Here is a 13857-nt window from a genome sequence, read left to right on the forward strand (position 1 = left end):
TTTTGGGGAAAATAGGATGAAGGGGGTGAAAACATGTCGAAACGCAAACTTTTTGTCCCAGGTTCCCGGGACGCCCTCAATGAAATGAAGGCGAGGATTTCCGGTGCCGATCGTCCGTCAGATGCAAAGTTCGAAGCTGCAAGAGAAGTAGGGGTTCCCCTCCAAAAAGGCTACAACGGTCACCTGTCGGCTGCTGAAAACGGGAGAGTCGGGGGACAACTTGGCGGCAAGATGGTCCAGGAACTCATCAAGATAGCCAAGGAAGAGATGGACCGCAACTAAAAGACCCCTTTATCCGAGAGGATCTGCCTGAGCTTGTCCAGGTCCCGGTAGATGTCTTTTTCCAGGGAACGATTATAAAAAATCGAGGCGGGATGGAACGTAGGAAAGAGAGAGTACTCTCCCTCCGTTTCTCCCCACTCCCTGCGTTCATAATCCTTCAGGCACTTCAATTTTGTCCGGATGGAGGTTCCATGGACAGAAGAGATGCTATATTTCCTTCCAACCAACCTCTGGAGACCGATATTCCCAAGGGTGACAACTTGTTTTGGCCTTACATGGGCCAGCTCATAATCCAAGATGGCCGCATGGGCGAACTGTTCTTTCATGTTCGGGGCCCGATTGACCCATTTCCTCTCCACCCTTCCGTCCTTCCTCTTCTTATCCACACGCTTAAATGGTCTGCTCCGCACCGCAGAGGTGAAATATATATCTTCCCTGCCAACCCCAACGTAACGAAACCATTCATCCAGTACCTTCCCGGCCCTGCCGCTGAATGGGATCCCATTATGTATTTCCGTTTCACCCGGCGCTTCCCCGACAATCATCAGGATCGGATCCAACGGTCCACGTCCATTCACGAATCCCTCACAGTCAAAAGGCTCCATTCTTTTCCTGCAGATGGTCGATATTTCTTCCGGTACGACTGTCATCTCGATTCCTCCTATATGCTTTTTTACACTATTCCCCATCCTCCAGCCGATCACGCATGTTTAATCCTCCTGTAAAAAAGGAATAGTAAGGACATAAGATGTTGAATCGAAAAGGAGATGGGATCGTGTCACAGAAAAAAGTGAAAGAGCAAGTATTGAAGGTGTTGGATGAAAGCAAGGTGGGGACACTCGCTACCGTTAAGGATAACAAACCTTATTCCCGCTATATGACCTACTATCACGAGGATCTGGTCCTGTACACACCAACAAGCAAGAAGACCGATAAGACCGATGAAATCGAAGAAAACCCCAACGTTCATATCCTGCTCGGCTACGACGGTGAAGGATACGGTGATACATTCGTGGAAATCGAAGGAAAAGCTTCAGTTGAACAATCGGAAGGATACAAGAAAAAGATATGGAATGATCACATGAAGAACTGGTTTGATGGACCGGAAGATCCGAATCTTGTCGTCCTTAAGATTGAACCCGTGGGGATCAGACTCATGAATAACGAAGAAGATTCTCCACAGACTTTGGATCTTTAAACAGCAGGCTATTGACAGAGTATGGAGCGCATGTTATTATTAGTGATTGTAGACTTGTAACATACTTTCAAACGATAGAGAAGATAATCTGTAATTCTCCAGTTGTTTGACATAAACAACTTATTCACACTGGATCGGCTTCGGAGCCGTTAGGATGTAAGAGAGGTAGGGCTTACGTCGTTTAGGTAGATCAAGCGACTAAGAAGAATTGCCCGCGGCTGTTTAAATTATCTTAAACGTAAAGAAATCAACCATATTCACTTGTGATGTTGCAAGTTACATGCACGCTCCTCTCCATAATAGAGAGCGTGGGAGAAGGCCGGTCGGGATGACCGCCTCCTCCGATGTAAAAGAACCCGAAGCGGGATCCCGCTTCGGGTTCTTTTTTATATGCTTTCCTTCAGCTGACTCTGATAGAGGCCCGCATAGAATCCACCCATCTTGATCAGGTGTTCGTGTGAACCGCGTTCAATGATCTTCCCGCCGTCCAGAACAAGGATCTGATCTGCCTGACGGATCGTGTTCAGCCTGTGTGCCACCACCACACTGGTACGCCCTTCCATCAATCGTTTAAGTGCTTCCTGGATTTTCATTTCTGTGATCGTGTCGATGCTGCTCGTAGCTTCATCCAAAACAAGGATGGAAGGCTCGGAAAGGATTGCCCTCGCAATGGACAGCAGCTGCTTCTGCCCCTGACTGATGCTCCCCTCGGTCAACACCGTATGATAACCTCCTGGAAGCTTCCGGATAAAGGAATGGGCATTAGCGAGTTTTGCCGCTTCTTTCACTTCTTCGTCTGTCGCATCAAGGCGGCCATAGCGGATGTTTTCCATGATCGAGCCCTGGAACAGGAAACTATCCTGCAGGACGAACCCCATATGGGAACGGAGGCTCTTCCGCTTAACCGAAGACAGATCCACTCCATCTATGAGGATGTCACCTGCATTGCGTTCGTAAAACCTGGAGATCAGATTTGTGATGGTCGTCTTGCCCGCTCCAGTCGGGCCGACAAGCGCTACGGTTTCACCGGGAGAAATCACAAATGAAACATCATCGAGGATCATTTCGTCTTCGCTGTATCCAAAGGACACATGATCGAAGACCACTTCCCCCGTCACTCTGGACAGTTCAATCGCGTCTCCCTCATCGACTGCCTCAGGTTCCTCATCAATAATCTGGAACACCCTTTCAGCACCGGCTATGGCCGAGAGGAGCGTATTATACTGATTGGCCAGTTCATTCAGCGGCCTGGTGAATTGCCTTGCATACTCTGCAAAAATCACAATGACCCCGATCGTGATGTAACCCCTTATGGCAAAGAGCCCTCCGATCCCGGCAATGACAGCAAAACTCAAGTTGTTCAATACATTCATGAGCTTAGGGATGAACCCCGAATACGTGTCTGCCCAAAAGCCAGCCTTCCTCAGCTTTTCATTCTTTTCCTTGAATTCCTGTATGGCAGTCTCTTCCCGGGAAAAGGTTTTGATGATGCTGTGACCGGAAATCGTCTCCTCGATATACCCGTTCAGTTCACCGATGTTTCCTTGGTATTCCTTGAAAAGGGGACCCGTCCTCTTCGTAATCCACTTCATCCCGAACACCATGAGGGGTACGACCGTCAGGGTGATCAACGTCAACAGCGGACTCAACCAGAGCATGACCGAAATGGTACCGAGGAGGGTCAGGAAACTTGAAATGATCTGAATGAACGAACTATTCAGCGTAGCACTCACGTTGTCGATATCATTCGTCACACGGCTCATCAGCTCCCCGTGCTTCCGCTTATCGAAGAATGGGATCGAAAGCTGATGCAGTTGATGGAACAAATCTTTCCTCATCCGGTGTACCGTTTCCTGAGCAATTCCGATCATCCAATAATTTTGGAACCATACAGAGATGGAATGAAGAATATAAATCAGGATCAACGCAATGAGCAAACGTCCGAGACCGGTGATTTCACGCGTGACGACATAGTCATCAATTGCCTTCCCTACGAGGAACGGACCTAGGAGGGACGCGGCAGAACTGATGACCACCATGACAATGACCATATAGAGAAGGACCCGCTGGCGTGAAAGGTAATCCCATATCCTGTGGAGTGTACCTTTCATGTCCTTCGCTTTATCATTTTTACCGAGTGTCTTTCTAGCGTGTCTCGACATGCCGTTCCTCCTCTCCGAATTGCGATCTGTAAATGTCCTGGTATAACGGGGAGTCGGTCAAAAGTGATTGATGATTCCCCTGGGCGATCAGCTTTCCGTCTTCAAGGAGAAGGATGATATCAGCCCCTATGGCGGTCCCTACTTTTTGGGTAATGATCAACGTTGTACATTCATACCCTTTTAACGCCTCGATGAGCTTCGCCTCGGTCTTCATATCCAGGGCACTCGTACTATCGTCGAGCATGAGGATCGTCGGTTTCCTGATCAATGCACGCGCAATGGAAAGACGCTGCTTTTGACCACCGGAAAGATTCACTCCCTTTTGACCGAGAACCGTTTCATATCCTCGGGGAAGCTCTCGGATGGTGTCGTGGATCTGCGCATCCTTTGCCGCCTGTTCCATCTCTTCTTGAGATGCCCCCTCTTTCCCCCAAAGGAGATTTTCGGCAATGGATCCCGAGAATAAGACAGCTTCCTGCGGGACGTAGCCGATGGACGTCCGGAGTGAATCGAGTGGAATCCTGCCGTGGGGCTGGCCATCGATTTCAATCTCGCCAGATTGAGGGTCATACAGCCTGGGGATCAGCTGGAACATGGACGTCTTGCCCGCACCAGTCGCCCCGAGTACTGCCATCGTCTCACCAGGCTGAAGGGTGAATGTGATATCCTCAAGGGCATATTCTTCCGTGCCCGGGTATCGAAAGGAAACATCCTTGAATTCGACCTTCCCCTTTACCACCTGACCTGCCGTCCCTTCAAGATCCGTAATATCCACAGTGGTGTTCAACACTTCTCCCACTCGGCCTGACGATGCCTTCGCCCGCGAAAAGCTCGTGATGATAAAGGAGAAGATGGAGAACACCGACGAAATTCGGGTTACATAGGTGACAATGGCAACTACTTCCCCTACCTGTACCCCTCCGGTTGCCACCCGCTCACTTCCATGCCAAAGGATATACAGGAGGACCATATTCATGACGAGCATGAGTAAAGGCATGATGATTTCCATGAAGCGGAGGGCTTTCATCGTTCGATCCTTCAGTGAATCATTGGCTTCACCAAAGCGGGATTCTTCATATTGTCCCCTCGTATACGCCTTGATCAGTCTCATGCCCGAGAGGTTCTCTTTCATCACTTCATTCACCCGGTCAAGACGGATCTGGACCTTCCCGAACAAGCCCCACCCCTTTTTGAGGACCCATACAAGGAACAGCCAAAGCACAGGGATGACCAGAATCAGGATCATGGTAAGCCGGGCATTGACCAGAAGGGCCATGATGGTGGAACCGATGACCAGGAGCGGCGCCCTGAGCATGATCCGGAGACTCATGAAAATGGTATTTTGAATCTGCCTGACATCATTGGTCATCCTCGTGATGAGGGAAGACGCGGGAAGGTTTTGAAAGCTCGATTTGGAGAATGACTGGACCTTTTCGTACAGGGCCCCTCGCAAATCATATCCGAAGCCCTGAGAGGTATGGGCTGCGAAAAAAGAGTTGGCGATGCCGGAGAGGAAGGCGAACAGGGACATGGCCACCATGATGGCGCCCCATTTCAGCACGAGATCCAGATCCCCGGTCATGACGCCGTCATCAATGATCTTCGCCATGAATAACGGGTTGAAAAGCTCTACTGCAAGTTCTGTGAGCATGAACAGCCACGCTACAGCCATGGCCATGCGATAAGGTTTCAGAAAATGTATGACCTTCATATGTACTCCCTTCATTCCGGCGATCATATGTGGAGGAACCGCCGGCAATACCGATATATCGTTCCTTTCATCATAGCGCGTTTCTTGATTGTACGGAAGCCGAAAGATTTGCCCGAAGTCCTTTTCTCACCACCTGCGCCCCCAAAGATCCAATGACTACGAATGAAACTTTTTCAGCCCTGTTTCCGTATACTATGTTACGGATCAACCGATAAAGGGGGAGATAATATGGGTGAAACAGGGGACATCATGTTCAACATTATGCCTGTCATAGTGGGGCTGGGCATCACCGTTGTAATAGGCATCTTTTTGTTTCAATCTTTTAAAGGTGTGAGCGAATGGAATAGTAACAATCAGTCTCCGCGCCTGTCATCCAGGGCCGAAGTCGTGTCGAAGCGGACAGAGGTTCACGGCGGCGGCGGAGATACGCGGGCACACACCAGCTATTACATGACATTTCAAGTAGAAAACGGCGATCGGATGGAGATGCACGTCAAGGGCCCAGAATACGGCATGCTTGCAGAAGGCGATGAGGGACTCCTCACCTTCCAGGGCACACGCTATCTCGGCTTCGAAAGGGATGGGCAATAAGTTGAAAAGAGGATGCCGCCACCGGCACCCTCTTCTTTTCTATATTGTTTCATCTCATCCTGCGCGCAGAGGAACTGAGCTTTGCGTTCCGGATCACCTGATTGATGACCTCGGAGAAGACGAGGCCGATCGCAATTGACCCGGAGATCATGAACGCCTTAGCCGCCAGATTCATGGCCATATTGTAGTCATTCTGGACAAAGTTCCTCATGGCATCATAGGCAATCCCGCCCGGAACAAGGGGGATGATCCCGGCAACACTGAATATGATCACCGGGGTTTTGTACATCTTGGCAAATATCTGCGATACCACCGCCACGACGAATGAAGCCGCAAGCGTCGCAATGACGGTATCGATTTCTACGGTGAACAGGACGATATAGATCATCCATCCGAGCATCCCGACGATACCGCATTTGAACAGCGATTGTTTCGGGGCATTGAAGATGATCCCGAAAGCGGCAGCCGAAATGAAGCTCGTCACCATATGTTCAACAACAAACATCACTCTTTATTCCCCTTCCGTTACAACAATGTGAAAACAACTGCAACCCCGCCTCCGATGGCAAACGCCGTCAGAAATGCTTCTGCACCCTTGCTCAAGCCAGATACAAGATGACCTGCCATCAGATCCCTGACAGCGTTGGTGATCAAGAGCCCTGGTACCAGTGGCATGACGGAGCCGATGACGATTTTATCAAGCTGGTGCCCGATGCCTGATTGGACGAATCCGAAGGCCAGCATGCCGATGATCAAACTGGACAAGAACTCGGAGAAGAACTTGATCGGCACGACCCGTTGGAAATAGATCAGGCAGATATATCCGACACCGCCCGTGATGGCAGCCGGAATAAAGTCATTCCAGGATCCAAGGAACATGATAAGGAAACAACCGCTTGCGATGGTGGCTGCCAAGAGCTGAAGTTTGAACGGGTAAGAAAGATCCGATTCATCCAGCTTCTCAAGCGCATGAAAGGCCTCTTCCACAGACAGATGCCCTTTGCTGATCTGCCTGGAGAGGCTGTTGACGAGCGTCACTTTCTCAAGGTCAGTGGAGCGCTCGTTGATCCTGATCAATTTGGTCTTGGTCGGCTCTTCTGTTTCAATTGAAAAGATGATACCCGTGGGCGTCACATAACTGTGGGATTCCTTGATCCCGTAGGAGGCTGCGATCCGCATCATGGTATCTTCCACCCTGTACGTTTCCGCGCCGCTTTGCAGCATGATTTTACCTGCAAGGAGACATACCTCCATGATATCGTATCTTCGCATCATTTTTGCTTCCATAGAATCTCTCCACACGATTGATTTAAGAATAGGTTTAGTTTAAAGGAAAGGAATTATGTTCGCAATGAGGACTCATCATCGTTCTTTATCGAAGAGGGTCCGCCGTCTGTGACGGATCTTTTTTTCCTGAGGGGTTTCCACTTCCATTTATAGAGGATATAGACGCTTGTGGCAGCGACAACAGCGCCGATTACAAGGTTTTGATAATGATCGATTGTACGCATGACGGTTTCAGGATCTCCTCCATAGAATTTCCCGAAGCTCAGGAGAATGAAGGTGGAGGGTGTGATCCCGAGCATGGTGAGGAAGGAATAGAGTTTCACATCCATCTTGGACATCCCGGCAACAAAAGGGACGACATTCCCCAGATGCAGAGGACTCGCAATCGCCACGCTCCAAATGCCATACTTCGTGAACTGATCCTGTGCAGCCCGAAGCTTTTGCCTGCGTTCAGGGCTGAGGCGTGCCTCCACCCTTTCACCGAGCTTATAACTAAGGAAGTAAGGGATATAGCTCCCTAAGACATAGAGGGCGCTTCCTGCAACGGAGACGAAAAAGAGCTCAAGCCACGATAGCTCCAACAAGAACCCGACGGTCACGATGAATAACGTACCTACAAATGGGAAGGCACTCCCTTCGATGAACAGGGAGAGGAGGATCCCCCACACTCCCCAATCCTGGGCAGCCTCCAGCATATATTCCGTCATGATCACCCCTCCTTCCATAGTCCTATTCCTGTTCATTTACCCCTGCTCTCCCCAAGTGAAACCCCCGCCAGCACAATAGAAAAAGACCGGCCTCAGCCGATCTTCACACTCACGCAGCTTTACGATTCATGGAACGTCCATCCTCCACTTTGACAAGTCGGGGTGCTGTAGCCACCAACGCGCATAAAACAATGGCGCAAAGGATCGCCGAACCGAGCATCGAAGCTCCGTTGGCAGCAAATGAAAACAGAACCGGCGACAGGTTATCCGGCGCCAAATACCCGAAGAAGAACACACCCGCGATGAAATGCCAGAAATAACGGGCCACGCTTCCGACCAAAATCGCGAGAAGCATCCAACTCAGCAGACCTTTCTTCCCCCCATCGCGCACAGCGCTCTGGATCCGGCTGCTGAATAGTCCGGCCCCACCGATAAAGGCGAAAGCCACGAAATACTCAAGGAAGACCTGTACCGGATGAACGACCCAGGCTTCCCCGAGGGCGACCTGTAACAATCCCCAGATGAAACCGGCCAGCGTGGCCGCCTTGAAGCCCCTTCTGAATGCCAGCAGGAAGATCGGCACCATGGCCACATTAAATGAAATCGACGGTGTAAGCTTGATGGATGGAATCAGATCGACCACGACGGCAAGGGCAGCCATGATCGCCACTTCGATCAAGACGATGAGCTTCATATTCTTCATAAAAAAATCCCCCTTTTCTATGAACGAAACCATTAGGGAGAATGCATGTACTACAAGGCAAAAAACTGCCTTCCACATCCCTACGCTAGTGCTAACTAACAGGTTCAAAGGGTCAGAACGGATCGACCGTTCACTCTCAGCAAAACAGCTCCCCTTGTGGTTACGTTTATGAAATTGATTACCTGTCCATTATAACGGAAGAGCGGGAAAAGGGCAAAATCATTCCGGCGCAGGCTCCAACGGATCGTGGCGGATGAAGATCGGCATGGCTTTCGGTGTGACCATGAAGCCATAGCGTTTCCCTTCCCCATCTTTATACGCAACGGAGTAGTCACCGAGCTGCGGGGAAAATTCCACAGAATCATACGATAATTTCAAATGCTCATATTTAAAGTTGATATACACGTTGGTCGCGATGCGGGCCGTGACGTGCTGTACTCCAGGAATCTGGTTTGCTGTCACGAAAAGGATTGCAACCAAAAGGATGCTCAGTGTCTTCTTCGACTCGGCGATCAGCTTCATTCCATCCCCTCCAACCAGTTCTTTCATACTAAATGAATCCCTTTTTATTATAGTATAAAAGAATCTGAATGATATGACAAAAAGATTCACCGATAATAGGTCTTTCGACTCTTTTTCCAGATATTACGACATCCTTCGGGGTAAAACGCCCCTGACAAGCACGTAAAAAGCACCCTGAAAGTTCAGGATGCTCTCTCTTAACCCAACGATACGTCCAAGATCATCATCACGACAAACCCCGCCATCAGACCCAGGGTGGCAAGATCCGTACTTCCTGAAGATTGGGATTCCGGTATCAATTCCTCGACAACGACAAATATCATGGCGCCTGCCGCGAATGCCAGGGCATATGGGAGGAGCGGCTGGATCATCAGTACGGCCGCTGCTCCGATGACTGCCGCGATGGGCTCTACGATAGCAGACATCTGACCGTAGTTGAAGGCGCGCCTCCGAGACATCCCCTCCCCTCTCAGAGGGATGGATAACGCGGCCCCTTCCGGCATATTCTGAATCCCGATTCCGATGGCAAGACCTATGGCCCCGATCAGGGTCGCATCGCCAAGACCGAGTGCCGCAGCCCCGAATGCCACCCCGATTGCAAGACCCTCTGGAATATTATGAAGCGTGATGGCAAGGAATAAGAGCGTGGATTTCTTGAACTTCGTCGGTGGTCCCTCCGCCTTTTCCGATGCGTTCCCGAGATGCAGATGGGGAACGACAAAATCCAGGAGCCGGATGAAAAGTCCTCCAAGAAGGAAGCCGACTGCCGGTGCAAGCCACGGAATCTGCCCGTTCTGCTCGCTGAACTCTATGGAAGGAGCGAGAAGGGACCAGAAGGAAGCCGCAATCATGACCCCCGCAGCAAAGCCTAACATCATATTCAATGTATGTTTCTCGATCTTTCTGAAGAAGAAGACCGCAGAGGCCCCCAATGCCGTAAGCCCCCAGGTCACCATTCCGCCAAAAAGAGCCTGAAGAGCAGGATTAAGTCCACCTAACCAATCAAGGAACACATTAAGCCCTCCCTTTCGTCCTCTATCATCATTCCACTTTACGACGTTACCCATTCTCCCCTATGTATATGCCTATATCTGCAAATGGTGTTATCCGAGTGGATTTCCAGGCAGGCCAAAAAAAGCCGGATGCGCCTAAAGGCGTTCCGGCTCATTCCGGCCCTTGATCAACCATTTCCAGCAGCCAAGGTTCACCGCAGCCACTAACAACCCATACCCGTAGATGCCAAAAGGAATCTTGAGTACCAAGTAGTGCAGACCTGCCAATGCTCCAGCTAGGAAGAAGAAGGGGATGATTTTGAAGGTTTCGCTCTGGGCCATCCCCTCGAAACTCTCTGAAAATGGAAGAACCTGATTCATCCACACACTGCAGATGACCGTAATGATACACATGATCATGAAGATGACAATGAGATCCGGGATGATCACCGGTCCATAAAGGAAAATACATGCAAGGGCAAGGACCATGTACACCGGAAGGAACAGCTTCACAAGGAAGGCTTTCAAAGTCCCTTTATAGACCGATTCCACCCGGGTCACGGGAGCCACCCTGTAGATCCAGGACCCTTTATGCCTTCCGGAATAATTCAGCATCATGACGACCGACGGGGCAACGATGAGACTGACATAGACGGCCAGATAAGATTTACTTCCATGAAGATCCCAGATGGAAAGGCCAGGCCTCGTAAAAATGAAAAGAAACGGAAGGATCAAGGCAAAGCCCAATGAAGGATAGACTTTGAGCTTGAAGTCCCTCTCCGTCCTCATCATTTTTTGGGCAAATCGGTAAAACGCACGTTCCTCCTGATTCCGGCAAAGCACCTTAAGGAATCGATTGCTTTTCACCCTCCGCTTCCTTCCGCCGGCTTGTGCCGAGAGCTTATGAAGATTGCGCTCGAACTGTGGAAGTGCCTTGATGTAGATGAACAGTGCAGCGAGAGGTACCAGCACAAAAAGAATCGACATGATGAGTACCACGCTGGAGTGATTCCCATTGAGGACATATTCAAACGGCGCACCGAACCAAAGGGGCGGGATCAACACCGTCCACCACTCCGGTGAAAAGGACATATTCACATCCACGAGGTCAAACGCCCTCGCTGCCAGCTGATAGGCTATGGCAATCCCGACGGAGAGACCGATCTGGACATAGTTGATCATATCCTTCAGCTTCTCACCATCAAAAAACTTCAAAACATAATAGTACATCAGGGCCGTCATGGCCAGGATGAGAAGATCGAGAAGCACGATTCCCACCAGGAATAAAAGGAAAAAGACAAACCCATTTAAGAAGAACGAAACCACAAGTGGGATGATCGTCAATGCTCCGGTCAGGAAGAACAGGTAAAAGAATACATGGAGCGCCTTCGCCATCGAGATATCCTTCCGCTGGACCGGTTTGGTGAAAAGGATCGTGGAATCACGCACATCCAGGATCACCACGGAAAAATCCGAAATCATCGAGGTGCTGGTCATGAAGAAGATGACGGAGAAAATCAGCGTCATTTGAAACAGATACATATCCCCGAAGAACAGGATCGGAAGCAGGAGCAATCCATATAAGGCATACACCCAAAGCGATTTGATGAACCGGTTCCCGTCCTTTTCATTTTTCACCTTCCCTTGCTGGAAGATGGTAGGGACCCTCCTACCGTCCATGGTCCACTTCATGTGGAGGATCTTGCGGATCACAGGATAATCAAAGCCGAAAATCGCGAACAGCCCCTTGAATGCATCAAGGACCTTCAACGTTGGAAATGTCCTCATGATTACACTCCCCTTACGACAGAAACAATCTCAGACGCCGTCTCCTTATGCTCTGTGAAGCCTGTCAGCTGATTGAAGATCTCTTCGAGGGAACCTTCTAAATTCTGATTCTTCAACTCTTCAAAACTCCCATCCGCAGCGACCGCCCCCTGATGAAGGAGGATGATGCGACTGCTGATCTTTTCGACTACATCCATGATGTGGGAGGAGTAAAAAATCGTCTTGCCTTCCGCAGCAAGCAGTGCCAGGAGTTCTTTGAAGATCATCACAGAATTGGCGTCGAGACCATTGATCGGTTCATCAAGGAACAGGATATCAGGATCATGAAGAAGACTCGCGATGATGAGGGTTTTCTGTTTCATCCCCTTTGAGTAGGATGCGATCCTGGAATGATACACGTCGGACAAACCAAAGAGGCTCATCAGCTTTTCCGCTTTCGCATCAGCCTCAACCGGGTCCATCCCATAAAGCTCCCCACTGAAGGTCAGATACTCCTGGCCCGTGAGATTATCATAAAGGTCGGCAAGCTCAGGCACATACCCTATCCTTTTTTTGTATTCAACAGAGGTAGAGGTGATTTCTTCACCGAACAGCCTCACCGAGCCGGAATCACTTTCTTCAAGGCCGAGGATGATTTTCACCGTCGTGCTCTTACCGGCCCCGTTTCGACCGATGTACCCGATGATCTGCCCCGGGAACACGTCAAGGTCTACTCCTTTTAATACTTCCTTTCCATTGTAGGTTTTCTTCAGTTGATGCAGTGAGAGAATTGGTTGATTCGTTTCCATGCTATACTCCTTTGCTAAAACAGTATCTTCCAATGGTAACATAAATTCATATCCATTTCTTTTCCTTCTGCGCCATTCATTGACAAAGACTGGCATTCGATAGACAATGAGTACAGTAGATTTGCGAAGGAGAGCCCTATGACGACACATTCACTAGCACTATATGAGTATCTGAACGAAAATGCCTATCATTTCACAGAGGAATGGGCCAACCGTCAACGTGTAAAGTACGGATCCCATTACTCCTCTGATGCACCGCGGGATGTGCAGGAGAGGGTGAAGGAGCAGAACGCCACCTATGCCAGGCTCCTGGCAAAATGCCTCATCCGTCCCGAAGAAGAGATGAAAGAAGCGATTGATGAGTGGACGAAGAAAACAGCTGCCGATCGAAGCCGCTCCACCACCACCCTTGATGAAGTGGTACGGAATTCCGCTGTCTTCAGGAGGGTCTATTGGAACTTCGTCAAAAAATTCGTCAACGAATCCGATCTTGAAATCGGTGTAGAGGAAATCTTCCTTTGGGAAGAACAGCTGAACAGCTCCCTCGACTACGTACTCGAACGCTTCACTTCCCATTATTTGACATACATCATGGATAGACTTCAAGCCCAGTCCGATCTGATTAATGAATTGAGCTCGCCCGTCATCTCCCTTACGGATGAGATCGGCCTCCTCCCCCTCATCGGTGAGATCGACACAGCAAGGGCAAGGAGCATACTGGAAGGAACGCTTCAGCAGAGCTCCGACTCACAGCTCTCCACCCTGATCATCGACCTTTCCGGTGTCCTTCTCATCGACACGATGGTCGCGCAGCAGCTGTTCCATCTCGTGGATGCCCTTAACCTTCTCGGCGTGAAATCGATCTTGACCGGGATCCGCCCCGAAGTGGCCCAGACAGCGATTCATCTAGGACTGGACTTCTCGGAAGTGCGCACGGAGAATTCACTGAAACGGATCATGACGTCTATCTTTGCCATATAAAAAAGAGGGTAGGACAAAACAAAAAAGGGATCATACAATGACGAACAATAGCAGTGTAGGTTCTTAATACCGCTAATGATTTCCGTGCAAGACTTCGCTTTCCGCGGGTAGCCCGTGAGCATCCTCGGCATGCCTGCGGGGTCTC

15 protein-coding genes and 1 riboswitch are annotated in these 13857 nt (G+C 49.8%); of the genes, 4 read left to right on the forward strand and 11 right to left on the reverse strand.

Features of this window, described 5'->3' with window-relative positions; all coding sequences use genetic code 11:
- The first annotated feature begins 33 nt into the window (after positions 1-33).
- Positions 34-282 (forward strand): alpha/beta-type small acid-soluble spore protein, encoded by a 249-nt coding sequence (locus ACNA6I_RS16150; RefSeq protein WP_063190558.1) that lies wholly within the window; start codon positions 34-36, stop codon positions 280-282.
- Here the strand turns inward: ACNA6I_RS16150 and ACNA6I_RS16155 are convergent.
- The gene (locus ACNA6I_RS16155; RefSeq protein ID WP_048005765.1) at positions 279-932 is read right to left on the reverse strand and encodes a uracil-DNA glycosylase; all 654 of its coding nucleotides are present in this window, start codon (positions 930-932) and stop codon (positions 279-281) included. The two genes, ACNA6I_RS16150 and ACNA6I_RS16155, sit on opposite strands and share 4 nt — an antisense overlap.
- A gap of 125 nt (positions 933-1057) precedes the next feature.
- On the opposite strand from ACNA6I_RS16155, the gene ACNA6I_RS16160 reads away from it, so the two are divergent.
- Positions 1058-1480, forward strand: coding sequence for a pyridoxamine 5'-phosphate oxidase family protein (locus ACNA6I_RS16160; protein WP_048012171.1), 423 nt, complete (start codon positions 1058-1060; stop codon positions 1478-1480).
- Between the two features lie 386 nt (positions 1481-1866).
- Here ACNA6I_RS16160 and ACNA6I_RS16165 read toward each other — a convergent pair whose 3' ends face one another.
- Both ACNA6I_RS16165 and ACNA6I_RS16170 read right to left on the reverse strand, forming a co-directional pair.
- Positions 1867-3642 (reverse strand): ABC transporter ATP-binding protein, encoded by a 1776-nt coding sequence (locus tag ACNA6I_RS16165; protein ID WP_063190559.1) that lies wholly within the window; start codon positions 3640-3642, stop codon positions 1867-1869.
- Positions 3626-5353, reverse strand: a complete 1728-nt coding sequence (locus ACNA6I_RS16170) for an ABC transporter ATP-binding protein (protein WP_416313747.1) — start codon at positions 5351-5353, stop codon at positions 3626-3628. The genes ACNA6I_RS16165 and ACNA6I_RS16170 overlap by 17 nt, the downstream gene beginning before the upstream one ends.
- Before the next feature lie 228 nt (positions 5354-5581).
- Between ACNA6I_RS16170 and ACNA6I_RS16175 the strand changes: the two genes are divergently transcribed.
- Positions 5582-5944, forward strand: a complete 363-nt coding sequence (locus tag ACNA6I_RS16175; protein ID WP_048005769.1) for a DUF2500 domain-containing protein — start codon at positions 5582-5584, stop codon at positions 5942-5944.
- Positions 5945-5993: 49 nt separating this feature from the next.
- Here ACNA6I_RS16175 and ACNA6I_RS16180 read toward each other — a convergent pair whose 3' ends face one another.
- The 8 genes from ACNA6I_RS16180 to ACNA6I_RS16215 form a co-directional block, all read right to left on the reverse strand.
- Positions 5994-6449, reverse strand: coding sequence for a threonine/serine exporter family protein (locus ACNA6I_RS16180; RefSeq protein ID WP_048005770.1), 456 nt, complete (start codon positions 6447-6449; stop codon positions 5994-5996).
- A gap of 20 nt (positions 6450-6469) precedes the next feature.
- Entirely contained in the window at positions 6470-7231 is a 762-nt protein-coding gene (locus ACNA6I_RS16185; RefSeq protein ID WP_048005771.1) for a threonine/serine exporter family protein, read from the reverse strand.
- Positions 7232-7284: 53 nt separating this feature from the next.
- On the reverse strand, positions 7285-7938 hold the full coding sequence (locus ACNA6I_RS16190) for a DedA family protein (RefSeq protein WP_159129142.1): 654 nt from the start codon (positions 7936-7938) through the stop codon (positions 7285-7287).
- 109 nt (positions 7939-8047) lie between these two features.
- Positions 8048-8641, reverse strand: coding sequence for an energy-coupled thiamine transporter ThiT (gene thiT / locus ACNA6I_RS16195; protein ID WP_048005773.1), 594 nt, complete (start codon positions 8639-8641; stop codon positions 8048-8050).
- 60 nt (positions 8642-8701) lie between these two features.
- Positions 8702-8806: riboswitch (TPP riboswitch) on the reverse strand.
- Between the two features lie 54 nt (positions 8807-8860).
- A complete protein-coding gene (locus ACNA6I_RS16200; RefSeq protein ID WP_048012166.1) occupies positions 8861-9190 on the reverse strand; it encodes a hypothetical protein in 330 nt (109 codons plus the stop codon).
- 170 nt (positions 9191-9360) lie between these two features.
- On the reverse strand, positions 9361-10119 hold the full coding sequence (locus ACNA6I_RS16205) for a ZIP family metal transporter (RefSeq protein WP_048005783.1): 759 nt from the start codon (positions 10117-10119) through the stop codon (positions 9361-9363).
- Between the two features lie 192 nt (positions 10120-10311).
- Positions 10312-11943, reverse strand: coding sequence for a hypothetical protein (locus tag ACNA6I_RS16210; protein ID WP_416313748.1), 1632 nt, complete (start codon positions 11941-11943; stop codon positions 10312-10314).
- Between the two features lie 2 nt (positions 11944-11945).
- Positions 11946-12731: an ABC transporter ATP-binding protein gene (locus tag ACNA6I_RS16215; protein WP_148797200.1), complete on the reverse strand. Its 786-nt coding sequence runs from the start codon at positions 12729-12731 to the stop codon at positions 11946-11948.
- 138 nt (positions 12732-12869) lie between these two features.
- On the opposite strand from ACNA6I_RS16215, the gene ACNA6I_RS16220 reads away from it, so the two are divergent.
- Positions 12870-13712 (forward strand): STAS domain-containing protein, encoded by an 843-nt coding sequence (locus ACNA6I_RS16220; protein WP_048005777.1) that lies wholly within the window; start codon positions 12870-12872, stop codon positions 13710-13712.
- The last annotated feature ends 145 nt before the right edge of the window (positions 13713-13857 follow it).

This window comes from Rossellomorea sp. FS2 (genome assembly GCF_047915635.1).
In the GTDB taxonomy this organism is placed as follows: domain Bacteria; phylum Bacillota; class Bacilli; order Bacillales; family Bacillaceae_B; genus Rossellomorea; species Rossellomorea marisflavi_A.

Excerpts from the sequence above, each read along its gene's own strand:
- ACNA6I_RS16150 (WP_063190558.1), top strand. The coding sequence starts at position 34 with ATGTCGAAACGCAAACTTTTTGTCCCAGGTTCCCGGGACGCCCTCAAT.
- ACNA6I_RS16155 (WP_048005765.1), bottom strand. The coding sequence starts at position 932 with ATGACAGTCGTACCGGAAGAAATATCGACCATCTGCAGGAAAAGAATG.
- ACNA6I_RS16165 (WP_063190559.1), bottom strand. The coding sequence starts at position 3,642 with ATGTCGAGACACGCTAGAAAGACACTCGGTAAAAATGATAAAGCGAAG.
- ACNA6I_RS16170 (WP_416313747.1), bottom strand. The coding sequence starts at position 5,353 with ATGAAGGTCATACATTTTCTGAAACCTTATCGCATGGCCATGGCTGTA.
- ACNA6I_RS16175 (WP_048005769.1), top strand. The coding sequence starts at position 5,582 with ATGGGTGAAACAGGGGACATCATGTTCAACATTATGCCTGTCATAGTG.
- ACNA6I_RS16180 (WP_048005770.1), bottom strand. The coding sequence starts at position 6,449 with ATGTTTGTTGTTGAACATATGGTGACGAGCTTCATTTCGGCTGCCGCT.
- ACNA6I_RS16185 (WP_048005771.1), bottom strand. The coding sequence starts at position 7,231 with ATGGAAGCAAAAATGATGCGAAGATACGATATCATGGAGGTATGTCTC.
- ACNA6I_RS16190 (WP_159129142.1), bottom strand. The coding sequence starts at position 7,938 with ATGACGGAATATATGCTGGAGGCTGCCCAGGATTGGGGAGTGTGGGGG.
- thiT (WP_048005773.1), bottom strand. The coding sequence starts at position 8,641 with ATGAAGAATATGAAGCTCATCGTCTTGATCGAAGTGGCGATCATGGCT.
- ACNA6I_RS16200 (WP_048012166.1), bottom strand. The coding sequence starts at position 9,190 with ATGAAAGAACTGGTTGGAGGGGATGGAATGAAGCTGATCGCCGAGTCG.
- ACNA6I_RS16205 (WP_048005783.1), bottom strand. The coding sequence starts at position 10,119 with ATGGTGACCTGGGGGCTTACGGCATTGGGGGCCTCTGCGGTCTTCTTC.
- ACNA6I_RS16210 (WP_416313748.1), bottom strand. The coding sequence starts at position 11,943 with ATGAGGACATTTCCAACGTTGAAGGTCCTTGATGCATTCAAGGGGCTG.
- ACNA6I_RS16215 (WP_148797200.1), bottom strand. The coding sequence starts at position 12,731 with ATGGAAACGAATCAACCAATTCTCTCACTGCATCAACTGAAGAAAACC.
- ACNA6I_RS16220 (WP_048005777.1), top strand. The coding sequence starts at position 12,870 with ATGACGACACATTCACTAGCACTATATGAGTATCTGAACGAAAATGCC.